Below are 20,784 nucleotides of genomic sequence, written 5' to 3'. Positions count from 1 at the left end.
CATCTCCGCCTCCAGCCAAAGCTGGACGCCTACGAATCACACCCTGCCGCGCCGCATCCAATCACAAGCCGATTCCAGCCTGGGCTACTCGGGTCTAGATGACGCCCCGGGGACACCGCCGGCGCGCAGGACGAGACTGCGTTGCTGGCCCGCACCTGGCGCTCGCCGAGCGGCTTCATCGGCTGGTTCAGGCCGGTGAACCAGCGCATAATAGGCCGGCGCTTCATCGCGACGGCCTTCGTGTTCTTCCCCCTGTCGGGCGTGCTGGCGCTGCTGATGCGCCTGCAACTCGCGGCCCCCGAGAACACGCTGCTCGGCCCCGAGCGCTACAACCAGATCATGACCGTGCACGGGACGGCGATGATGTTCCTCTTCGCCATCCCGGTGATGGAGGGATTCGCCATCTTCGTCGTGCCGCTGATGATCGGCGCGCGCGACATGGCGTTCCCGCGCCTTTCCGCGTTCGGCTACTACATCTACCTCATCGGCGGGACGGTCTTCTTCGCCTCGCTCTTCCTCGGCATCGCGCCGGCGACCGGCTGGTTCAACTACGTGCCGCTGGCGAACAAGATCTACTCGCCCGGCCTCGGCGTCGGGATCTGGACCACGATGATTACCTTCATCGAGGTCTCCGCGCTGACCGCGGCGGTCGAGATCATCGTCACCATACTGAAGCTGCGCGCGCCCGGCATGTCGCTCGACCGCATGCCGCTCTTTGTCTGGGCGATGCTGGTGATGGCCGTCATGATGATGTTCGCCATGCAGGCGATCATCGTCGCGAGCAGCCTGCTGATCATGGACCGGCTGATCGACACGCAATTCTTCCTGGCGGAGGCGGGCGGGCAGCCACTGCTCTGGCAGCACCTGTTCTGGTTCTTCGGCCATCCGGAGGTCTACATCATCCTCGTGCCCGCGCTGGGGATGATCTCGACGATCATCGTCACATTTACCGGCCGGCCGATCTTCGGCTACACGGCGCTCGTCCTGTCGCTCGTCGCCACCGGCTTCGTCAGCTTCGGGCTCTGGGTCCACCACATGTTCGCGACGGGCCTGCCGCACCTCGGCCTGAGCTTCTTCATGGCGGCGAGTGCGATGATCGCGATCCCGAACGGCATCCAGGTGTTCTGCTGGAGCGCTTCCCTCTGGGGTGCCCGGATCCGCTTCGCCACGCCGATGCTGTTCGTGCTGGGCTTCTTCGCGATCTTCGTGCTCGGTGGCCTCACCGGTGTCATGGTGGCCTCGGTGCCGTTCGACCTGCAGGTGCACGACACCTACTTCCTGGTCGCGCATTTCTATTACGTGCTGATCGGTGGCGCCGGCTTCCCGCTGATCGGCGGGCTCTACTATTGGTACCCCAAGATGACCGGGCGGATGATGAGCGAGCGGGCGGGGCGCTGGAGCTTCGCACTCGCCTTCATCGGCTTCAACCTCACCTTCTTCTTGATGCGCCAGCTCGGCCTGCAGGGCATGCCGCGGCGCGTCTACACCTATGTCGAGGAGATGGGCTGGGGTGACCTGAACCTGCTCGTGACGGCGGGCGCCTTCGTGCTCGCCGCGGGGTTCGCCGTGACACTCCTCAATGCGCTCTGGAGCCTGCGGCGCGGCGCGCGGGCCGGGGACGATCCCTGGGGCGCCGACACGCTGGAGTGGTCCACCAGCTCGCCGCCGCCGCCCTACAACCACCGCCACATCCCGGTGGTGCGCAGCCGCTGGCCGCTGTGGGAATGGCGCGGTGCGCGCGAGCGGCCGGTGGTCACCGGGCTGCGCGCCGACCGGCGCGAGACGCTCGTCACCACCACGCTCGATGCGGAGCCGCAGCAGGTGCAGGTGCTGCCGGGGCCGACGATCTGGCCCTTCCTCTCTGCCGTCGCCGCCTCGGTCGGCTTCATCGGGTTGCTGGTGCACCCGATCTTCTTCGTGATCGCTTTCTTCCTGGTCTTCTTCACCTTCGTCGGCTGGTTCTGGCCGCGTCGCCCCTGGCGGGAGGACTGAGCGATGCGCACCGTCCCTGCCGTGGATGCCGCCGAGCTCAGCCGCTTCGCGGACAAGACGCATCCGCTGTGGTGGGGCATCGGCGGCCTTGTCGCGGTCGAGCTGACGGTCGCCGGGGCGCTGATGGCAAGCTACTTCTACCTCATGTTCAACGCGCCCGAGTGGCCGCCCGCCGGGCTGCGGCCGCCGGAACTGCTCTGGGCCTCGGTCAACCTCGTGCTGCTGCTGACGAGCAGCCTGACGATGCGCTGGGCGGGACGCGGCCTGGACCGGGGCAGCCAGCGCATCTGCACCATTGGCACCGGGGTGAGCGTGCTGATCGCCTGCATCGTGCTGGTGCTGCGCTGGCTGCAGATGGCGGCATTCGAGTTCTGCTGGGATAGCCACCCGTATGGCTCGATCGTCTGGGCGATCACCGGCTTCCACTTCGTGCATGTGTGCTCCGCCGCGGTCGGCACGGCGGTGGTCACGCTGCTGTCCTGGCGCGGTCACTTCACCCCGGAGCGGCAGCTCGGCGTCGGCGTGGATACGCTCTACTGGTATTTCGTGGCGGGGATCTGGGTGCCGTTCTACCTGACGCTCTACCGGGCGCCGCGGCTGCAGTAACGAGCGCAACGGGCATGATGGACGCACAGCCGCAATGCAGCGAGGCAAACAGGGGCAGCCTCGCGATCCTCTGGGCCGGATGGCTGCTCGGCCCGCTCGCCTGGGCGCTGCACGAGAATGTCAGCTGTGTTCTCGTCTGGCACGTCTGCGGAGAGGGGGATCCGGCGCTGCAACTCGGCGTCACGCTCGCGACGCTGGCGGTTGCGGCCTGCGGATGCGCCATGGGCCTGCTGGCGCTGCGCCGCCTGCCGGCCGGGGATGCGACGCACCATCACGTGCGGCGGGCCCGCTTCCTCGGCATCGGCGGGGCGGCGCTGAGCGCCATCTCCCTGCTCGGCATCGCCATCGGCAGCATCCCGATGCTGCTGCTCGATCCCTGCGCGGGGATCCCGTGAGGGCCGCCGCCGTGCTGCTCGCGGGGCTGGCGACGCTGCCGCTTGCCGGCTGCGACGATACCGGCGGGCAGGCGGGGCCGCCGATGGTCGTCGCCGGCGGCAATCCCGAACGGGGGCGGGAGGCAATCCGCCAACTCGGCTGCGGCTCGTGCCACGTCATCCCCGGCATCAGCGGTGCGAATTCCACCGTCGGCCCGCCGCTCCGGGCGGTGGCCCGCCAGGCCTACATCGGGGGCGTCGTGCCGAACCTGCCGGAGAACCTGGTCCGCTGGATCCGGGACCCGCAAGCGGTGCAGCCGCAAACGGCCATGCCCGATGTCGGCGCGACGGAGCGCGAGGCCCGTGACATCGCCGCCTATCTCTACACGCTGCGCGGCGGCAGGGGCCTGCTGTGAGGAAGGTCGCCATCACCGTGGTGGCGGTGCTCGCCGTGGAGGCCGCGGTGGCGGCGGCCTGGATCTATTCGGGCTTCTACCCCATCGCGGCCACGCAGCAGCACCTGCCGATCACCTATGCCGTCATCGAGACGGCCTACAACCGATCCATCGCACGCTACGCCGCGAGCGTCGGCGAGCCGCCGGACCTGGCGCAGCCGGGGCTCCTGCCGGAAGGGCTGCGCCACTACCAGGACCACTGCGCGCAGTGCCACGGCGCGCCGGGCGTCGCCCCGGCGCCCTTTTCGCTCGGCATGACGCCGGTGCCACCGCCCATCGTGGGCATCGCCCGGCACAGGACGCCCGCGCAGATCTTCTGGGTGATCAAGCACGGCGTGAAGATGTCCGGCATGCTTGGCTGGGAGCTGAAGCTCGAGGATGCGGAGATCTGGGCGATCGTGGCGCTGGTCACGCGCATGCCCACCATGACGCCGATTGCGTATCAGGAGATGGTGCGGTCGTTCGGCGTTCCGCCGCCGGAGGCAGCCTGCCCGACCGTGGCGGCCGCGGCCAGATCTGCGGACGCCGTGCCCGCAGCGGGAGAGTGCCTGTGACGCCGCGCGCCAGGAGGGCCGGGGGCTTGGCGAGCCTGCTGCCGCTCGCCCTCCTGGGGCTGCTCGGCTGCGAGGAGGGAGCAGGTTCCGGCCTGCCGGTCGGCGGCGGAATCGGCGACCCGGCGCGGGGGCGGTTGGCACTCGGTCAGTATGGCTGCATTGCCTGCCACCAGGTGCCGGGCATGACCGGGCCCGAGGCGCATGTCGGGCCATCGCTGCACGACGTCGCGCGGCGGCGCTACGTTGCGGGCGTGCTGCCGAACACGCCGGAAAACATGCTGTCGTGGATCCTGAGGCCGCAGGAGATCGCTCCGCGAACCGCCATGCCGGATATGGGCGTCAAGGAGCAGCACGCCCGCGACATCGTCGCCTATCTCTACACGCGGAGCTGAGCTCCGCCCGCCGGCGTCAGTCGCCGCAGCCCGGCCGCATCGCAAGCGACCCGCCCGGACGCACCATCTCCGACCCGTCTCCGAGCCGCACCTTCACGGGCGCGGGGTTGGAGGGATCGGAGTGCAGGGTGAGGACCGATCCCGACCAGTCCAGCGCAAATGCGCCGAAGCGGCACCGCAGGCCCAGCCGCACATGGCCGAGTTCCGGCGGCGGTGCGGGGTCCAGCATGATCGCATCCGCCTGCACCCGGAAGCCGAGGTAGTGGCGCTGCAGCACGTCCATCACCCCCGCCATCGCGCCGAGATGGAGGCCATCCGCCGCGGCCGAGGCGCTCGTTGCGTCGTGGTCGGGAACCGCCTCGTGGCGGAACAGGCGCCAGGAAGCCGCCGGATCCAGGCGTGCCAGCGCGCCGGCCCAGACCACGCGCGAGAGGCTGGAATCATGCGTGGTGCGCGCCAGGTCGTGGTCGGCGGTGCGCCGCAGCGCGTCGGGCGGGAGACGATAGCCCATGCCGTGCACCACCTCGTCCAGCTCCGCACCGGGCAGGAGGTAGGGCAGCATGAAGGTGTCGGCCTGCTTCACGACCTGATAGGCATCGGCCGTCTCGCCGCGCCCCTCCAACACCCAGTCCACGCGCTCGCCCGGGTGCTGCTCCGCGATGGCCTGCTGATCGAGCGGCCGCAAAGTGCCGAAGCCGTCGAACTGCTCGAGCCTGCCATGCGCATGGAAGGCGAGCCGGAGCCCCCGGGCGACCGCGTCCCAGAGCGCGGGCTCCTCGGCGCCGATCCGCAGGCGGTCGCACAGCGCGTGGCGCGCCGCGGACGGCAGCCGGTCGAGCAGTTGCATCGCCAGGCGCAGCGTCCAGGCCGCCATGACGTTGGTATAGGCGTTGTCGTCGATCCCGGGGGTCTCCGCGCCCGGATAGGCGCCGTGGTACTCGTCCGGCCCGACCACGCCGCGGATCCGCCAGCGGCCGAGGGCCGGATCGAAGCTCGCCGCACTCACGAAGAACCGGGCGATCTCGAGAATCACCTCGGTGCCATGGCTGACCAGGAACTCCTCGTCGCCGGTCACGAGAGCATATTGCCAGATGTTGTACGCAATGGCGGCGCCGATGTGGCGCTGCAGCCGCGTATGGTCGGGCATCCAGCGGCCCGACAGCGGATTGGGCTGGCGCCGCGGCGTCTCCTCGCGGCCTGACCTGGCGCTGCGCCAGGGGAACATGGCCCCCGCGAAGCCATGCCGGCGCGCCGCCTCGCGTGCCGCATCAAGCCGGGCGCAGCGATACAGGAGCAGTGAGCGCGCAAGCTCCGGGAACCGCGTCGCGAGGAAGGGCTGGACGAAGATCTCGTCCCAGAAGACCTGGCCGTGATAGGCCTCCTGCCAACCACGCGCGGGCATGCCCGCCTGTAGCGCGACGGGCGAGAACCAGGCCGCTTCACCCGGCAGCCGGAAGGTGAGCGACAGCCCGTCCGGCAGGTTGACGAGCGCGTCGAAGCGCAGGTGCTCGCCGGCGACCATCTGGTCCACCGGATCGTAGAGGCCGGCTTGATAGGTGCCGGGATAGTTCACCCCGTCGGCATCCGCCCAAGGCGGGCAGCTGCGAACCAGCAGCACGCCGTTGCCGAGCGCGAACAGCGATTCCCGCCGTCCCTCGGCAGCAGGTTCGTAGCTCTTGCAGGCGAACAGCGCATGCGGGACCGGCGCCATGTCAGGCCCGTGCGAGAGGGCGCAGCCGCGCCGCGAAGCTGGGCAGCGCCGCCTCCACGCGGCCACGCTCCGCATAGGCCGGTTGCGGGCCATAGGCGGTCACGGCGAGGCTTGAGGCGGCCACTGCGAACATGGCTGCCTCCGCTTGTGGCCGGTGCTCCATCAGCGCGACGGCAAGGGCAGCGGCGAAGGCGTCCCCGGCGCCGGTGCTGTCCACCGGCTGTACCGGCAGGGGCGGCACGTGGCAGGCCCCGCCGGCCCAGGCGGCGACGCAGCCCCCATCAGCCAGCTTGACGCAGGCGAGGCCGGCTCCGAGCTCAAGCAGGCGCTCCGCTGCCTTCGCCGCGGCATCGGGCCCGTCCACCGCGATGCCGGTCAGGGCCTCCGTCTCCTCGGGGTTCGGCGTGATGGCGGCCATCTTGGCGACCGCCTCCGGCGGCGCGCGGCCAGGAGGAGAGGGGTCCACTACCACGTCCAGGCCGGCTCCGCGTGCCGCCGCGACGGCGCGCGCCAGGACGCCGGCGGGAACCTCGCAGTCCAGCGCCAGCACGGAGCCTGCCGGCGCCGCGGCGATAGCCGAAGCCGCCGCTTCCTCAGCCGCCGCATCCCAGTCGCCATTTGCATGGGCGGCCAGAACGATGCACTTCCTGCCATCCGGCAGCACGGCGATCATCGCCACCCCGGTGGCCTGTCCGGGCGCAACCGAGACCGCGTCCAGGTTCAGGCCCGCGCGGCGCAGAGGTGCGAGCGCCTGCTCGCGCAGCTCGTCGTCGCCCACCCGGCCCAGCAGCGCGGAGGACACCCCGAGCCGCTGGGCGCAGACGGCCCGGTTGGCCGCCTTGCCGCCGCCGAGCCGCACGAAGCCGCTGCCGGTCAGCGTGCTGCCGGTACCCGGGGCGCGGTCCACCCGAACCTGGAAATCCGCGTTGACGCTGCCGAGGGAGAGGAGAACAGGGTCGGGCATTCTCGTACAGCTTTCCGGGTTAGGTCGCCGCGATTCACCCGACGGAACGCCGCACCGGTCGCCGGGGTGCGCCGGCGTGACGGAACCACCCTCCGCAACGGCCTGATTGGACCGGCTCCGTGGTCATCCGGGTAGCCCTCCGACGGCATGTCCTGGCGAGCCAGGGCAACGCACCACGCTGGACGCCACGGCACCATCTTTGGGCTTTGCGGCACGCCCCTGTGAGAAACCGAGATCATGGCGCGTGGTTGTGGCTTGCGACGCATCGCGGCGGACGAGGCGAGGACACGGAAGGACGCCCGGGAGAAAGCACGACGATGAGACACCAGAGGCGCGCCCTTCGAGAATGCTCAACGCGCCGCCTGTTTCTGCGTCGCAGCCTGACGGGCCCTGCCCTCGGGCTGGCCGCCGTCGCCTTCGGGAGGCCGAACGCTGCGGCGGCGCAGACGGAGGTGTCGAAGGAAACGGCGAACTACCAGGACAATCCGAAGGACGGCCAGCGCTGCGCAGGCTGTCGCTACTTCTCCGCCCCGGACCAGTGCTCGGTCGTGATCGGGGACGTCAGCGCGGATGGCTGGTGCCGCTTCTGGCGCGCGGGATAGCGGAGGCGCGCCGTCTGCTCCGTAACCTTTGATCAGGGAGGACAGCATGGCCGGCAAGCGGAGAATCGTGGTTTCCACCATCACCGCCGTGCTGCAGGGCGCGCAAGGCGCGGGCCTGTCGCGGCTGAGCCTGCCCTTCCTGGCTGGGACCTTCCTGACCGGCAACAGGCGGTGGGCCAGGGTGCTCGGCTTCCTGCTCTACGTCGCCGGAGGCTGGATCTTCGCCTTTGGCTACTTCCTGGTCTTCGTCAGCCCGGGCAGGAGCACCTGGTGGCTCGGCACGGTGCTGGGCGTGTTGCACGGACTCGTGCTTCTGGCTGGGGTGTTGCCGCTGCTGCCATTCCTGCATTCGCGCATGGCGTCGGAGCATGACGGGCCGACGAGGCTGCGCCAGATCGAGCCTCCCCGCTTCATGGGGCTCAACTGCGGCCGCCGTACGCCGCTCACCACCCTGGTCGGACAGATCATCTACGGCGCCATCCTCGGCGGCTCCGCCGAGCTCCAGGCTGCATTCGGATGATCCGCTGATCTTGCGCCTCTCCGGGATCGGTCCATCGGGGCGCGCAGGTGCAAGCGATGTTGCCCGATGCCGGCCCCGGTCAGGCCACCGTGTCCGCTGGCTCCGCTCCGCTGGTATGTCGGCCGTGGAAGTTGAAGGGGACGATGTGGGGCAGTTCGGCGCGTGCCAGCTCCACAAGGTCCTTTGCGTCCAGCACAAGCAGGGCGGAGCGCTGTGCGACCGAGTCCAGGATCAGCGAGACCACCGCGCCGTCAGCTTCGCTGCTGCCGCCCGGCCGCGGGATGAACAGCGGCTCGCCAGCATAGCAGCCGTCCTGCTCCCATTTCGCCGCCCGCGAGCCGTTCTCGACATCGATGCGGTTGATCCGGTCGAAGAACCCGCTCTCGGCGCTGCGTGTGCTTGCGGCCCAAAGGCTTGCATAGCGGCGGCCGGCGGAAGCGCCTTCGTGGATCCGCGGCAACTCGGCGGGCTCCGGCGAGATCTCCTCGACCCTTGCGGTGCCTCCGGTTCTCGGCAGGCGATAGCGAAGAAGGCGGCTGCGCGCGACCCCCGAAGTGCCAGGGCCGCGCAGGCGATCGAGGCTGAGATTGTCCACGATGGCGGCGTCGGGATAGGCGCAGAGATCGATGGTGACATCGTCCCCGTCGTCGAAGGCGTTCACCTGGTGGAAGGCAAAGCAGGACTCGCCCTCGACCGTCGTCACGCTGCCGTCGGACCGGTCCACCAGCCGGAACCGCGTGCCCTCGCCACGCTGCCAACGGTATCTGGCGATGAATGGCCTGGTGCTGAAGCGCATGCGCAGCGGGTGGACGCGAAGGGGCGGCTCCACCAGCACCACGTAGCGGTCGGTCAGCCCGAAGCTGTGCATGTAGGCGGGTCGGTCGACCGGCACGCTGGCCAGCAGCCGCCTTTCCCTGCCGTCCAGCGGCTGCTCGAGGACGTGGATGCAGGAGCGGCGGCCGAACTCCAGGAGATAGTTCACCTGCACGCCGCGCCGCGCATCGATATGCGGGTGCGCGGTGGTCACCTGGCCGTTCAGGCCGTCCGTGAACGGCGTGGGCCCCAGCGTTTCGAGGGTGGCAGGATCGAAGGCCACCGGGCGTGGCGTCTCGGTCAGCGCGAATGCGCCATCCCGGCGGATCAGGACGTTGACATTGGCGTTGTCGGACGGCTCGGAGGCGCGGAACAGCGCACCGATGCGGCCGAGCACGCCGCGATCCGGTGCCGTCGCGAATTCGCCATGCGCGATTCGTTGCTCGGTGCGGGCTGCTTCGTAGCCGCGGCTTCGCACGAAGCGGCTGGCGTAGCGCACGCCGCCGCCTCCGAACCCGAATCGGTACAGCATCGCCAGCCCGTCGAACCAGTGCCGATAGCTGGAAGAACCCACCTCGAACAATGCCGGGCCGGTGCGCACCAGGGCACCGCGAAGCCATGGCGGAATGCGGCCGGTGACGGCGAGGTCCACCGGCCCGACCTCTTCGTGTAGTGACCTGAAGCCCAGTTCCTGCGTGCCCATGCGGGTCCTTCGCTTTCCGGCGGCAGCGCCGGGTCGGTGGTTACGATCCGTGCCGGCGGTCGGACGCGCAGGCGGTGGGTCTACCGCGTGACACGGAACGCCATGTCGTCGTCGATCACCGGCGCCGGCCAGACCGGCAGCTTTTCCGGGCTGTCGAGGCTGAGCGTTCGAATGCGAGCCCGTCGCGCCAGACCTTCCGCAGGACATCCTTGAAGAGATCGACTGTCAGCCACTCCCCGGCGCAGCGGCGGTAGCCGAAGCCGAAGGGCGCGTAGCCGGCGTGATCGACGATGGGACAGGCTTTCCCGCCGACACTGGGTGGACGGTGCCGAACCCACTATTCGCCATTGCCGCATCACGGCCGTCCTTAACGGGTGCGGAGGTGGCGCTGAACGGGCAGCGCGCCAGCCCGATCTGCTGGCACCGTGCCTCGTCGACCTCGGCGCTGGTCGGCGCCGACAGGTAGCGATCGGGATTGAATGCCTCGGGATCGGGCCAATGCCGCGGGTCGCGGCTGTTCGCCGGGTGCGGGTGAAGATATAGCCCTGCCGGGGCGGTTTCGCCTGCGGAGAGCCCCTCCTCCCCAGAGGTGGGGCGTCAGGGCTGCCTCCTTGCTGAAGGCCAGGTCGAGCATCGACAGCGACAGGCGCGGCCCTGAGAAGACCGCCCTTTTGACGTGGCGCTCGACCGCGTTATCGACGTAGTCCCGCTCGAACGCATCCGCGGCGTTGCGGTCCGGGGTGGATCCGGCTTGCGCGCGCGCGCGGGCAAGATAAGCCGGGGTCCGTGCCGACCGGCAAGGCAGAGCCCAGCAGGGCGGTGCCAACCCCGGTGACGACCCGGCGCCGCGAGGGGCCCGCGGGACAAGTCTTCCGTTCCATGCTGGATCTCCTCGGATTGGGCCGGTCGTCATCAGCGCGTCGTCGTCGGATAGCCGCTCGGGCACAGCACCTCGCCGGTGTAGTACCGGCTGTCGGTGGAGGCGAGGAACACGTAGCTCGGCGCCAGCTCCGCCGGCTGCGCAGGGCGGTGCCAAAGGCTCTTCGCGCCGAACTCGGCGACGAACTCCTCGTCGCGTGTCGCGGCGATCAGCGGTGTCCAGACCGGACCCGGTGCGACGCAGTTCACCCGCACGCCCTCCGGCGCAAGGGCGACGGCCATGTTCCTGGTCAGGTTCAGGACTGCCGCCTTGGTCGCGGAGTAGTCTGTCAGCTGCGGATAGGGCATCAGCGCCACCACCGAGCCGGTGTTGATCACGACGTCGCCCCCCTTCAGGCGCCTCGCCGCTTCCTGCGCCATCCAGACATACGAGAAGACATTGGTGCGGAAGGTGTTCTCCAACTGCTCCGCGGGTATGTCGCGGAAGTCCTTCGCCTCGATGTGGAAGGCGGCGTTGTTGACCAGGATGTTCAGGCCGCCGAGTTCGCGCACCGTCCGCTCCACGGCTGCGCGGCAATTCTCCTGCCGCCGCAGGTCGGTGCCGATGGCCAGCGCCTTACGCCCGGCCTTCTCGATCCAGCGGGTCGTCTCCTTCGCGTCCTCCTCCTCCTTGCCCTCCACATAGGTGAAGGCGACGTCGGCGCCCTCGCGCGCGAAGGCGATGGCGACGGCGCGCCCGATCCCGGAATCGCCGCCGGTGATCAGCGCCTTCAGTCCTGGGAGCTTGTCGCCACCACGATAGCTTTCCTCGCCATGGTCCGCCTGCGGGCGCAGCGCGGCGTCGCTGCCGGGCCACGGCTGTGCCTGCCCGGGAGGAGTGCCCGGCAGCGTCTTGTCTTCGAGCGGGTTGCGAGGGAGGTTCAGCCCATGCGAGCGGTTCGTGTCATCTGCTGCCATCAAGGCTCTCCTGATTTGCGGTTGGTCGGTCGTCGTCTTCATCCGCCGCGTTCCCGCCGGCTACGCCGTTCCCCTGGTCCTCGCCACCGATGATCTGCACGCCCGCGAGGTCGGCGAAGTAGATGACCGCGAAGGCGGTGAAGAAGAGACCCGCGGCCGCGGCGACGCATGTCATGGTCCAGCCGGCGCGCAGGCTGGCTGGCAGATGCCGGCGGTTCAGCCACAGCGTCAGGAAGACGACGACGGGCGTATGCGCCGCGGCGACGATGCCGCCCACCGACAGGATCTCGACCGGCTTGCGCACGACGAAGAAGATCGCGAGGGGCACCGCCGCCGTCGCGACGACGGCGTAGGCGTTCTTGAGATGCTCGCGGTCGCCGAGCAGCCAGCCGGCCCAGCCGCCGCGCTCGCGCCAGCGCTGCCGGTCCGTCAGCAGCAGCGTCGAATCGGCAAAGGTGCGCCCCCAGCCATCCTGGTCGGCGAGGATGGTGCCCGCCAGTGCGACGATGATGCCGACCAGCAGGATCCAGCGGCCGGCAGCACCCCAGACCTCCGAGAGCAGGCTGGTCAGGTCCTCGGCGACCTTGATCCCCTCCGGCACGACACCCTGCGGCCGCAGCACCTCGGCCCCAAGGATCAGGAAGGCGAGCACGACCAGCCCGCCGCCGCACACGCCAAGCAGTGCCGTCCGGTCCATCAGGCCGGTCCAGCCGTGCAGCCTTGCGTGCCGCTCTGCCTCGTCCAACGGCTTGGATTCGGCCGCGTCCGCACCGGCGGCATGGTGCTCCTGCTGTCCGGGTTCGATGACAGGGCCGCCATAGCCGCGCGCGGCCACCCAGTAGGAGAACCAGAGCACGCCCGCCGCCCCGGCAAGGATGAAGCCCACCCAGGGCAGGACGAAATAGGGATCGAAACCGTCGGGGAAGCTCGGCACGGCGCCACGCGACAAGGCGCCCAGACCGGGAAGGACGGCGATTGCGCTCGCCACCGCGGCCAGCACCAGCACCGCGGCGAGGATTGCGCTGGTGCGCTCGACCGCCTTGTAGCGTCCGCTGACCACCAGCAGGATCGAGAGCAGGATCAGGTCGGTCGCGTAGAGGGCCTGCGAGCCCGGCAGCGCGATCATCATCGCGCTGCCGGCCAATGCGGCGATGCCGGCGATGGTCACCACTGCGGCGAGCAGTTGCGGCAGGAAGATGAACCAGACTGCCCAGCCGCGTGGCCCTGGCAGGTCGCGAAAGCCGTCCAGCAAGGTGCGCCCCGTGCAGACGGTGAAGCGCCCGACCTCGCGGATCATGGCCCATTGGAAGAGCACGACGACCAGTGCGATCCAGAGCAGGTGGTAGCCGTATTGCGAACCGACGCGCGGCGTGAAAAGCACCGAACCCGACCCGACGGAGGAGAGCATCCAGAGCAGTCCGGGGCCGTACCAGCGCAGCCGCACCCGCCCGTGCGGACGTGCGGGGGGGTGACTGCGCCGGGAGGCGCAGCCACCACCCGATCGGGACACGCTCCGCTTGGGCGCCATAGCTCCGGCAAGTCCTAGTAGTAACCCGGCCAGGCGACCGCGATGATGCCGAACCAGACGAGGAGCAGGAACAGCACGAGCAGCGCCGTCGCGCCGCCCACCGGGCCATAGCCCCAGCGCCGGCTGTAGGGCCATGTCGGCAGGGCGGCGATGATCAGGGCGAGCAGGACAAGGAAGATGATGAAGCCCCACATGGGATCACCTCTCCTTCTTCAGGTTTGAGCGGCGAGGGCGGCCCGCGTCGCACGGGCCGCCCGGTTGGTCAGCCGCCCGCGGCGTAGCCGGGGTACGCGGGGCCATAGGGGCCATAGGGATAGGTGCCCCCATAGGCCGGGTAGCCGCCCCGCCAGTAGCCATAGCCGCCCCAGCCCGCGCGGCCAGCCATCCGGTCGAAGTATTCCTCGGTCGCGTCGGAGACCATGCCCTCCCATTCGAGCTCGTCGGAGGCAGCTTCCATCGCCTGGTAGTAGGCCGGGGTCCCGCGATTGCGGCGCAGCACCTCCAGGACGTGGTCGTGGTAGCGCGGGTTGATCGCGGCGCGCCGCTCGTCCCAGTTCCAGTCGGCACGGCTTTCGCGACGATCGTAGAAGCGCTCGACGTTGCGCGAGATGAGCCCGTAGCGATAGAGCGTGTCCGTCGCCTCCTCCATCGCGTCCCAATAGGCTTCCGTGCCCTGGTTGCGGTCCAGCGCCCGGAACACCTCGTCGGCCGCCCGGCTCAGCTGGGCGTCGGCCTCTGTGCGCTGCTGCTGCGGCTGCGTCCGATCCTGGGCCTGCTGGGCAAACGCAGGCGGCGATGCCGCCAGCATGGCCGCGGCCGAAGCGGCCACCATGGATGTCCTCAACAGGAGCCGGATTCGCCTGTTCGCCATGCGTATCTCCTTTCCAAAGCTGCAGATGCCGGCGGCGCTCGCGGGCTTCGCGCGACGCCGCGCCTGCCGATGCAAACGCCGCCGCGCCCTGTCGTTCGCGCCCGTGACGGTGACGACGGTCCGAAGCCGGTACGCTGCCAGACCTTGAAATTGCCGTGCCTCACACGCCGAAGGGGAAGGTCTCCGGCTCCCCCTTGGCGCCTGCCCCGGCCAGCGGAGTGACGGCCGTCGTCTCCTCGAACCACACAAAGGCGTCGAACTGCTCGGGCAGCACGGCTTCGAAGTAGTGGCTCTGCAGCTCCGTCTCCGGCCGATAGATGACGCCGATCGCCCGCTCCAACCGCGGCGTGGAGAGCGCATCGCGCAACTCGCCCGCGTGCGGCCCCGCCAGCGGCGTCAGGGACCGTGCCGGCGCGCCGGCGCGGAACAGCGCCTCATGGCTGTCGCGCCGCACCGGGCGCACGCGCATCACCTCCATTGCCCCGCCCCAGTCATGCGCGGCCGCGACCGTGCCGCGATCCGTGCCGAAGCCGATCAGCGCCGCCTCCTCGCCGAAGGCGGTCCGGCAAAGCTCGCCGATGTTGAACTGGCCCTGCCAGCCCATCTCGGTGGCGGCGGCATTGCCGATATGGCTGTTGTGCGCCCAGACCACCGCCCTGGCGTCCGGGCCACCATGGTCCAGCAGCGCACGGAGCGTGTCGAACATGTGCCGGTCCCGCAGGTTCCAGCTCTCGGTGCCGCTGCGGTACATCAACCGGTAGTACTGCTCGGCGGAGCGCACCACGCGGGCGTTCTGGCGGGCGTCGAACAGCTCCTCGCCATCCTCTGCCATCCGCCGCAGGCGTTCGTCCAAAAGGGCACCGAGTTGCGCGACCGCAGCCGCCTCGCACGTGTCCTGCGCGCCCATCAGCACCGCGCGCCCGTAATCCTGCGGGCTCTGCTGCCAGGGCGTCAGGCAGCCATAGCGACGCCGCGCGGCCTGCGCCGCCTCCGGGTCATTGGCGTCGAGATAGCCCAGCACCGATCCGATGGAACCGCCGAGCGAGTAGATGTCGAGGCCCCGGATCGCCGCGCGGCGCGCCGGCGGCTGGCCGAGGTTCCACTCCCGCAGCCAGCCGGTGAACGCGCGCGTCTCCGCGTTGCGCCACATCCAGGAGGGGAACCGCGCGAAGGGCGCGTCGGCGCCGTCGTCCGGCGCAGCCGGGCGGTCGCGGACCCAGCGATCGAGCTGCGTTGCGTCCGGCCAGTCCGCCTCCATCGCCACGATGGTGAAGCCGTGCCGCTCGACCAGGCGGCGCGTGATGGCGGCGCGGGCGCGGTAGAACTCGCTCGTGCCATGGGTGGCCTCGCCCAGCAGCACGACACGCGCGCCGGCGAAGCGGTCGAAGCAGGCGCCGAACGCCTCGGCCTCGCCGGGATCGGGCAGCGGCTCGGCCGCGGCGCCGATCAGGCGGGCGAGTTCCGCCTCCTCCCGCCCGCCCGTGTCAGGGCCGGTCTGCTGGCGCGGTGCCATGGTGCGGATCCTCCTGTGCCGCGCGCGGGGCTTGCGCCGCGCGTCCTTGCGGTGGCCGGAGCGGCGTGGCGCCGGGATCCGGGCAGCGGCGGCGGCGGTCCGGGCCTGCCCGGCGGCGAGAGTGGCGGGATGTCCGGATGTCCGCTCCGCTGCCTGTTCTTGCCCTCATGCGCGAGGCTGCTCGTGGCTGCCGAAGCTCATGGCTGGCCACGCTCCCGGCCGATGCGCGGCACGAACCAGTCGCGTGCGTGGACCACCACCGCCTCCAGCGTCCCGGCCTCCTCGAACAGATGGCTTGCGCCCTGCACCACCCGAACCTCCGCCTCCGCGCCGAGTTGCGCGGCCGCTTCGCGGTTCAGTGCCAGCACCTCGGGATCGAGGCTGCCCACGATCAGCAGCGTCGGCGCACGGACCCGGCCCAGCGCCTCTACCCCGGCAAGGTCGGGACGTCCGCCGCGCGACACCACCGCGCGCACCGCGGCCGGGTGTTCCGCTGCCGCAAGCAGGGCGGCGCCTGCGCCGGTGCTGGCGCCGAAATAGCCGACGGGGACGGCGCCGCCCGCGCCATGCGCGCTGTGCAGCCACTCCGTCGCCTGCGCGAGCCGGTGCGCGAGCAGGGGGATGTCGAAGACCTTGCGGCGGTCCTCCGCCTCCTCCGGCAGGAGCAGGTCGAACAGCAGCGTGCCGAGCCCGGCCCGGCGCAGCGCCTCGAGACGAAGCGGTTGCGGGGGCTGAACCGCCCGCTGCCGCTGCCCATGGGCAAAGACGACGACGTTGGCGCCCGGGTCGGGGCGCGCGAAGACGCCGCCGAGGCCAAGCGGCGGGATCGTCACGTCGCTGGCCTGCCGGTCCATGCTCCGTACCCGGCGGCGCCAATCCGGCCCGTGGTATCGGCCAGCTCAGGTCCAGTAGGGCGTCAGCCCATAATGTGCGTTCAGCCGTTCCTCGTCCCGGCGCTCCAGCGCCGCGGCGGGGTCGTATTCCGGGCTGCTCTTCACCTGATCGCGCGTGAGATCGACGCTGATCTTCTGCGCGCTCCAGTCGATGTCGCCCACCGATCCGGCCGCCACCAGCACCTTGCGCCCGGGCCACCAGTTCCGCGTGTCCACCATGACGTAGCGGATGGCCCACCGCTCCTGCTCGACCAGCACCTCCTCGACATGGCCGATATCGCCGTCGGTCGCATGCACGTAGTAGCCCGTGACCTCCGTCACGCTGCGCAGGTGCGGGTCGCCGGTCGGTTCGTCGCGCCGCTCCGGGCGTTGCTGCACCTCGTCCGCAAGCGGCAGCGGCGCGACGCCCGCCACGCCGACAGGCATCAGCGGCGGGTACTCCCAATAGGGACCCCAGCCATAATGCGAGTAGACCCGCGTCTCGAGCTGGCGGGAAACCGGTGCGTCGAAGTCCACCTCCGGGCTTTCCTCGACCTGCCTGCGGGAGAGTTCGACGGCGAATTCCTGCGGTTCGAGCTCCAGCCTTCCGAGAGACGAGGGCGGCAGCAGCACCTTGCGGCCGGACAGCCATGTGCCGGTGTCCACCACGACCCAGCGGACAGCCCAGCTGGTATCCTCGAAGAGCAGGTCCGAGACGCTGCCGATCGAGCCGTCCATCGCTCGGATGCCGCTGCCGAGAAGTGTCGAGGAGCGCCAGAGCATCGCGGTCACGTCCCTTCAGATCTTTGCGCTGCGGTCCGCCGGCCTGCAGCCGAAAGGTCCGCGGACGGAACGCCGCCTGACGCCAAGCTTTGCGCAGCTGCGGCCCGGCCGCTGCGAAATCATGTACGCCGCCCGACAATCCGACTGCGGGGAGGTCAACGACATGCCGGCCGCTGCCATGCGCGATCTGGCTCGCCCCGGGATCCCGTTCTCGGCAACCTCGGCCGGCGCCGCCTTCTCGCCCCTTGCGCCGAGCCCTGCACAGCTCGGCGGTTCACCCTCGCGGCAGCTCTACGCCGGCCGCGACCCCGCCCGCGCAATCACCGTCGATGACCTGCGGGCGATGGCGCATCGTTTCCTGCCGGACTTTGCGCTGTCCTACCTCGAAGGCGGCGCCGAGGAGGAGCAGACACTCGCCCGCAACCTGGCAGCACTGGCGGCCTGGCGCTTCGTGCCGCATGCACTGGTGGACGTCACGCAGCGCAGCATTGCAGGCACGCTGTTCGGCCGTCCGCTCCCGCTGCCTCTCGTCATCGCGCCGACCGGGCTGAACGGGCTGTTCCGTGCGGGCGCCGACCGAATGCTGGCCGAAGCCGCCGCCGAGGCAGGCATCCCCTTCACGCAGAGCACCATGTCCAACATGGCAATGGAGGAAGTCAGTGCCGGGCTCAACCTGCGGCATCGGTGACTGCTCTACGTCTTCGGCCCGCCGGAGGTCCGCGAAGCACTGATCGCACGGGCGGAGCGGGCAGGCTGCGAGGCGCTGGTGGTCACGACCGATGCGCAGATCTATGGCAACCGCGCTTGGGCCCGGCACCACTTCACGAGGCCAGGGCACCTGACCTGGCGCGCGATGCTGGACGCTGCGCGGCACCCGCGCTGGCTGGCGGCGACGATGGTGCGGCGCCGGGGCATGCCTGTGTTCGAGAACATCATCGATTTCGTCCCGCAGGAGAAGCGCGGCTTCTACGACAGCGCCTTCTGGGTCCGCTCGCAGATGGACAAGGGTCTTGACTGGACACGGTCGCGCGGATCCGCGATCTTTGGCCGCGCAAGCTGCTCATCAAGGGCCTGCTGCGCGCCGACGACGTCGCGCGCGCGGCGCAGATCGGCGCCGATTGGGGTGGTGCTGTCGAACCATGGCGGGCGCCAGCTCGATAGTGCCGTCGCAGGCCTCGACAGCCTGCCCGAGGCGCGGCGCATCGTCGGGGACCGGCTTACGATCCTGGTGGATGGCGGCATTCGGCGCGGCGCGGATGTGCTGAAGGCGTTGGCGCTCGGGGCGGACGCGGTGCAGATCGGCCGCGCTGCGCTCTACGGCGTCGCCGCCGCGGGGCAGGAGGGTGTGACGCGATCCATCGAGATCCTGCGGGACGACATGCACCGCGCCCTCGGTCTTCTCGGCGTCGCATCGCTCGCCGAGCTCGGCCCCGAATTGCTGGCACGCTGAATGCGCGGCGCCGCGGTCGTCCAGATCATAGTGGCTGTCGTCGATGCCGACCAGCATCAGCGGGCCGTCCGGCAGCAGCTGCGTGTCGCACCAGTCCGCGATGAGCCTGCGGTAGGCCTCACCCACCGGCCGGATCGTCCGGTCCAGGTCGAAAAGCCCCAGCGGGTTCACGCGGTCATTCTTCTCGCGCGGTGCCATGTCCCAGTCGATCTGGTCGGTCACGCTGTACCAAGTCATGCCGCAGAGCGGCACGCCATCACGCCGGAACTGCTGGATGTTGGCCCAGTTCCGCCACAGCCCGTCCCCCGCGCTGGGCCCCATCCGGTCAGCGCCGGCCGAAAGGCCGTTGGTGTCGTCGCCTGTCGAGCCACCACGCTGCGGCCAGACCGATCAGTGCCGCCCCAAGGGCTACGGCGCCAACGGGGCGCAAGGCGCTCGGGCTGAAGCCGAGCCACTCTCGCGCCGGTCGAAGGGGTGGGCGGAGCGGGTCCGTCAGGACTTGGTGCGGCCAGTTGGGTGCCCCGTCGGGCCTCGGCGGCGGAAACTCCATCAGGCGACGCGACGAACTGCCGTTCAGGCGCTCGATGGCCAGGATCATGGATTTCTGCTCGGCGATGACCCGCGACAGGCGCTCCGCCGAGGCGCCGACCTGCTCGGCGATGAGTGCGTCGCGGACGCGCCGGATCGCTTGCCGGACCACCGCCTCCTCGGCCGTGCCTGGCACAGCTTCGATCGCCAGGTCGCACTCGGTGTCCACGCCCATCGAGCGATTATTCAGGTTGGCCGAGCCGATGCGCAGCAGCCGGTCGTCCACGACCATCACCTTCGAATGGACGATCACCTCCGCATCACCCCTCGTGAGCGCAGCGTAAAGGCGGAAGCGGTTGAAGCGGTCGGCCGCACGTAGCCTGCCAGCATTATCGCTACGCGCGCTGTCCATGGCCACGCGTTCGGCGGCGCTCGGGGCCATCTTCGGGTTGACGATCACGATCTCGGGCCCGTGCGGCTCGGCCAGGCGCCGCGCGAGCATCTCCGCAATCACCGGAGAGGCGAAGTACTGGTTCTCGATGTAGATGGTCTCACGCGCGGCGGCGATCGCGTCGGCGTAGAGCCGCTCGACCTCCCGCACCTCCGTCTGGTCCCGCCACGCTGGCACGGTTCGCGCGATCCCGACTGGGACGTCCTTGAAGTCTGGCCGGAGGGCCTCAGGCCACGGATCACCTCCAGGAGGCGCCGGCTCCAGCCGCTCGCCAGTCGCGCGCTGCAGGCGGTCCCGGGCCAGTTCCCCAAGTGCCCGCGCAGCGGGGCCATCCACGGCCATCATCAGGTCGTGGTGGGGTTCATAGGGGCTGCCGGAAGGCCTGTGCCGCCGCGGGTCGTCCGACAGATGCGCCCGGGTGTCCCAACGGTTCGCCGCGAAGTCAAACCCGCCGCAGAACGCGACCGCGTCGTCCACCACCAGAACCTTCTGGTGATGGCAGGCGAGGGCCGGGTGACGATCATCGAGCACGTAGCGAAGACGGCCGCCGTCCAGATGCCTGGCCTGCGCGCCGGGCAAGCGCCAGCGCCGAAGCCCCAGCAGCGCGGCCTTGCTCCAGACGAGCACGCGGATCTCGGGGCCGTCCGGGCGATCGGCAAGGGCCCGGAGCAGATCTCCGATGCGGTCCGGCTCGGCGGGATCGGCCTCGCCAGGCTCGAGACGCGCGCGCTCGGCGAAGTCCCAGGCGAGGAGCAGGACGGAGTGGCGCGCCCGTAGCAGCGCCTGCTTGGCCAGGGAGAAGTATGCCTCCCCATCGACGATGCAGGCGGCCCGGTGCGCCGTCTCCACACGCCAGCAGTTCCGTCCGGGATCGAGGAGCGGCGCTTCAGGCCGCAAGAGCGATTCGCTGGTCATCCGCGGACAGGCGCATGGGCTTTGCGAGCGGCGCAATTGGCACCATGACCAGACGTTGCAGCGCCGCCGGGCCGCAGGCGTGGGCACTGCGCGAGGACTTTGCTGCGCATCCGCCGGCGAGCACTGGCGTGCAGGTCTCCTGCCTCACTCATCCTGACTTCTTGATCGAGATGGCGGCGATCGCGGTGATCGAGGCCTGATGCAACCTGCATGAATGCTCGCGTGTCGAACTATCGGATTGAGCTGACGGATGTCGGATCTGGTGTAGAAGTCTGCACTCGATCTGACGGTTGTCCACCAGCGGCACGTCGTGCGAGAGCCGAAAAATAGCGCTGGCTGCCGCATCTGTCT

The 20,784-nt window shown here is 70.0% G+C and carries 23 protein-coding genes; 12 read left to right on the top strand and 11 right to left on the bottom strand.

Features of this window, described 5'->3' with window-relative positions:
• The first annotated feature begins 141 nt into the window (after nt 1-141).
• Genes ctaD through ACESM1_RS23195 form a run of 6 tightly spaced genes read left to right on the top strand, consistent with a single transcriptional unit; the run spans nt 142 to nt 4,373 of the window.
• Entirely contained in the window at nt 142-1,992 is a 1,851-nt protein-coding gene (gene ctaD / locus ACESM1_RS23220) for a cytochrome c oxidase subunit I (RefSeq protein WP_372623593.1), read from the top strand.
• 3 nt (nt 1,993-1,995) lie between these two features.
• On the top strand, nt 1,996-2,598 hold the full coding sequence (locus ACESM1_RS23215; protein WP_372623592.1) for a heme-copper oxidase subunit III: 603 nt from the start codon (nt 1,996-1,998) through the stop codon (nt 2,596-2,598).
• Nucleotides 2,599-2,612: 14 nt separating this feature from the next.
• Nucleotides 2,613-2,993, top strand: a complete 381-nt coding sequence (locus ACESM1_RS23210) for a hypothetical protein (protein ID WP_372623591.1) — start codon at nt 2,613-2,615, stop codon at nt 2,991-2,993.
• Nucleotides 2,990-3,388, top strand: coding sequence for a c-type cytochrome (locus ACESM1_RS23205; RefSeq protein ID WP_372623590.1), 399 nt, complete (start codon nt 2,990-2,992; stop codon nt 3,386-3,388). Before ACESM1_RS23210 ends, ACESM1_RS23205 begins: the two co-directional genes overlap by 4 nt.
• A complete protein-coding gene (locus ACESM1_RS23200; RefSeq protein ID WP_372623589.1) occupies nt 3,385-3,981 on the top strand; it encodes a c-type cytochrome in 597 nt (198 codons plus the stop codon). The genes ACESM1_RS23205 and ACESM1_RS23200 overlap by 4 nt, the downstream gene beginning before the upstream one ends.
• A gap of 26 nt (nt 3,982-4,007) precedes the next feature.
• A complete protein-coding gene (locus ACESM1_RS23195; RefSeq protein ID WP_372623588.1) occupies nt 4,008-4,373 on the top strand; it encodes a c-type cytochrome in 366 nt (121 codons plus the stop codon).
• A 16-nt stretch (nt 4,374-4,389) separates the two neighbouring features.
• Here ACESM1_RS23195 and ACESM1_RS23190 read toward each other — a convergent pair whose 3' ends face one another.
• Nucleotides 4,390-6,084 (bottom strand): hypothetical protein, encoded by a 1,695-nt coding sequence (locus ACESM1_RS23190; protein ID WP_372623587.1) that lies wholly within the window; start codon nt 6,082-6,084, stop codon nt 4,390-4,392.
• Nucleotide 6,085: 1 nt separating this feature from the next.
• Complete coding sequence (locus ACESM1_RS23185) at nt 6,086-7,048, bottom strand: PfkB family carbohydrate kinase (RefSeq protein ID WP_372623586.1); 963 nt, start codon at nt 7,046-7,048, stop codon at nt 6,086-6,088.
• Between the two features lie 452 nt (nt 7,049-7,500).
• Here ACESM1_RS23185 and ACESM1_RS23180 point away from each other — a divergent pair, with 452 nt between their 5' ends.
• Entirely contained in the window at nt 7,501-7,650 is a 150-nt protein-coding gene (locus ACESM1_RS23180) for a high-potential iron-sulfur protein (RefSeq protein ID WP_372623585.1), read from the top strand.
• Between the two features lie 46 nt (nt 7,651-7,696).
• Nucleotides 7,697-8,170, top strand: a complete 474-nt coding sequence (locus ACESM1_RS23175) for a hypothetical protein (RefSeq protein WP_372623584.1) — start codon at nt 7,697-7,699, stop codon at nt 8,168-8,170.
• Nucleotides 8,171-8,249: 79 nt separating this feature from the next.
• On the opposite strand, the gene ACESM1_RS23170 is transcribed toward ACESM1_RS23175, so the two are convergent.
• The 8 genes from ACESM1_RS23170 to ACESM1_RS23135 all read right to left on the bottom strand — a co-directional run bounded on the left by ACESM1_RS23170 (nt 8,250) and on the right by ACESM1_RS23135 (nt 17,098).
• Nucleotides 8,250-9,893 (bottom strand): carotenoid oxygenase family protein, encoded by a 1,644-nt coding sequence (locus ACESM1_RS23170; RefSeq protein WP_372623583.1) that lies wholly within the window; start codon nt 9,891-9,893, stop codon nt 8,250-8,252.
• 705 nt (nt 9,894-10,598) lie between these two features.
• The gene (locus tag ACESM1_RS23165) at nt 10,599-11,522 is read right to left on the bottom strand and encodes an SDR family oxidoreductase (protein WP_372623582.1); all 924 of its coding nucleotides are present in this window, start codon (nt 11,520-11,522) and stop codon (nt 10,599-10,601) included.
• Nucleotides 11,509-12,966 (bottom strand): Nramp family divalent metal transporter, encoded by a 1,458-nt coding sequence (locus ACESM1_RS23160; protein WP_372623581.1) that lies wholly within the window; start codon nt 12,964-12,966, stop codon nt 11,509-11,511. The genes ACESM1_RS23165 and ACESM1_RS23160 overlap by 14 nt, the downstream gene beginning before the upstream one ends.
• A gap of 98 nt (nt 12,967-13,064) precedes the next feature.
• Nucleotides 13,065-13,244, bottom strand: a complete 180-nt coding sequence (locus ACESM1_RS23155) for a DUF3309 family protein (protein ID WP_372623580.1) — start codon at nt 13,242-13,244, stop codon at nt 13,065-13,067.
• A 68-nt stretch (nt 13,245-13,312) separates the two neighbouring features.
• Nucleotides 13,313-13,921 (bottom strand): hypothetical protein, encoded by a 609-nt coding sequence (locus ACESM1_RS23150; protein ID WP_372623579.1) that lies wholly within the window; start codon nt 13,919-13,921, stop codon nt 13,313-13,315.
• Nucleotides 13,922-14,081: 160 nt separating this feature from the next.
• A complete protein-coding gene (locus ACESM1_RS23145) occupies nt 14,082-15,434 on the bottom strand; it encodes an erythromycin esterase family protein (RefSeq protein WP_372623578.1) in 1,353 nt (450 codons plus the stop codon).
• Nucleotides 15,435-15,631: 197 nt separating this feature from the next.
• A complete protein-coding gene (locus ACESM1_RS23140; protein ID WP_372623577.1) occupies nt 15,632-16,288 on the bottom strand; it encodes a dienelactone hydrolase family protein in 657 nt (218 codons plus the stop codon).
• A 45-nt stretch (nt 16,289-16,333) separates the two neighbouring features.
• On the bottom strand, nt 16,334-17,098 hold the full coding sequence (locus tag ACESM1_RS23135; RefSeq protein ID WP_372623576.1) for a hypothetical protein: 765 nt from the start codon (nt 17,096-17,098) through the stop codon (nt 16,334-16,336).
• A 154-nt stretch (nt 17,099-17,252) separates the two neighbouring features.
• Between ACESM1_RS23135 and ACESM1_RS23130 the strand changes: the two genes are divergently transcribed.
• The 3 genes from ACESM1_RS23130 (at nt 17,253) to ACESM1_RS23120 (ending at nt 18,539) form a co-directional block, all read left to right on the top strand.
• Complete coding sequence (locus tag ACESM1_RS23130; protein WP_372623575.1) at nt 17,253-17,777, top strand: alpha-hydroxy-acid oxidizing protein; 525 nt, start codon at nt 17,253-17,255, stop codon at nt 17,775-17,777.
• A gap of 326 nt (nt 17,778-18,103) precedes the next feature.
• The gene (locus tag ACESM1_RS23125; RefSeq protein WP_372623596.1) at nt 18,104-18,250 is read left to right on the top strand and encodes an alpha-hydroxy-acid oxidizing protein; all 147 of its coding nucleotides are present in this window, start codon (nt 18,104-18,106) and stop codon (nt 18,248-18,250) included.
• Nucleotides 18,213-18,539, top strand: a complete 327-nt coding sequence (locus tag ACESM1_RS23120) for an alpha-hydroxy acid oxidase (protein ID WP_372623595.1) — start codon at nt 18,213-18,215, stop codon at nt 18,537-18,539. Before ACESM1_RS23125 ends, ACESM1_RS23120 begins: the two co-directional genes overlap by 38 nt.
• A 325-nt stretch (nt 18,540-18,864) precedes the next feature.
• Here ACESM1_RS23120 and ACESM1_RS23115 read toward each other — a convergent pair whose 3' ends face one another.
• Nucleotides 18,865-20,433, bottom strand: coding sequence for a phospholipase D-like domain-containing protein (locus ACESM1_RS23115; RefSeq protein WP_372623574.1), 1,569 nt, complete (start codon nt 20,431-20,433; stop codon nt 18,865-18,867).
• A 14-nt stretch (nt 20,434-20,447) separates the two neighbouring features.
• Between ACESM1_RS23115 and ACESM1_RS23110 the strand changes: the two genes are divergently transcribed.
• Entirely contained in the window at nt 20,448-20,633 is a 186-nt protein-coding gene (locus ACESM1_RS23110; protein WP_372623573.1) for a hypothetical protein, read from the top strand.
• Nucleotides 20,634-20,784 lie beyond the last annotated feature (151 nt).

This window comes from Falsiroseomonas sp. (genome assembly GCF_041690465.1).
Taxonomy (GTDB): domain Bacteria; phylum Pseudomonadota; class Alphaproteobacteria; order Acetobacterales; family Acetobacteraceae; genus Falsiroseomonas.
Note: the sequence above shows the minus strand (reverse complement) of the source record. Positions and strands in the feature narration are given on the sequence as shown.

What these genes read in the sequence shown, in the direction of transcription:
- ACESM1_RS23110 (WP_372623573.1), top strand. Translation starts at nt 20,448, where the DNA reads ATGGGCTTTGCGAGCGGCGCAATTGGCACCATGACCAGACGTTGCAGC.
- ACESM1_RS23170 (WP_372623583.1), bottom strand. Translation starts at nt 9,893, where the DNA reads ATGTCCTGCGGAAGGTCTGGCGCGACGGGCTCGCATTCGAACGCTCAG.
- ACESM1_RS23155 (WP_372623580.1), bottom strand. Translation starts at nt 13,244, where the DNA reads ATGTGGGGCTTCATCATCTTCCTTGTCCTGCTCGCCCTGATCATCGCC.
- ACESM1_RS23115 (WP_372623574.1), bottom strand. Translation starts at nt 20,433, where the DNA reads ATGACCAGCGAATCGCTCTTGCGGCCTGAAGCGCCGCTCCTCGATCCC.
- ACESM1_RS23185 (WP_372623586.1), bottom strand. Translation starts at nt 7,048, where the DNA reads ATGCCCGACCCTGTTCTCCTCTCCCTCGGCAGCGTCAACGCGGATTTC.
- ACESM1_RS23175 (WP_372623584.1), top strand. Translation starts at nt 7,697, where the DNA reads ATGGCCGGCAAGCGGAGAATCGTGGTTTCCACCATCACCGCCGTGCTG.
- ACESM1_RS23215 (WP_372623592.1), top strand. Translation starts at nt 1,996, where the DNA reads ATGCGCACCGTCCCTGCCGTGGATGCCGCCGAGCTCAGCCGCTTCGCG.
- ACESM1_RS23140 (WP_372623577.1), bottom strand. Translation starts at nt 16,288, where the DNA reads ATGGACCGGCAGGCCAGCGACGTGACGATCCCGCCGCTTGGCCTCGGC.
- ACESM1_RS23210 (WP_372623591.1), top strand. Translation starts at nt 2,613, where the DNA reads ATGATGGACGCACAGCCGCAATGCAGCGAGGCAAACAGGGGCAGCCTC.
- ACESM1_RS23165 (WP_372623582.1), bottom strand. Translation starts at nt 11,522, where the DNA reads ATGGCAGCAGATGACACGAACCGCTCGCATGGGCTGAACCTCCCTCGC.
- ACESM1_RS23150 (WP_372623579.1), bottom strand. Translation starts at nt 13,921, where the DNA reads ATGGCGAACAGGCGAATCCGGCTCCTGTTGAGGACATCCATGGTGGCC.
- ACESM1_RS23145 (WP_372623578.1), bottom strand. Translation starts at nt 15,434, where the DNA reads ATGGCACCGCGCCAGCAGACCGGCCCTGACACGGGCGGGCGGGAGGAG.
- ACESM1_RS23130 (WP_372623575.1), top strand. Translation starts at nt 17,253, where the DNA reads ATGCCGGCCGCTGCCATGCGCGATCTGGCTCGCCCCGGGATCCCGTTC.
- ACESM1_RS23190 (WP_372623587.1), bottom strand. Translation starts at nt 6,084, where the DNA reads ATGGCGCCGGTCCCGCATGCGCTGTTCGCCTGCAAGAGCTACGAACCT.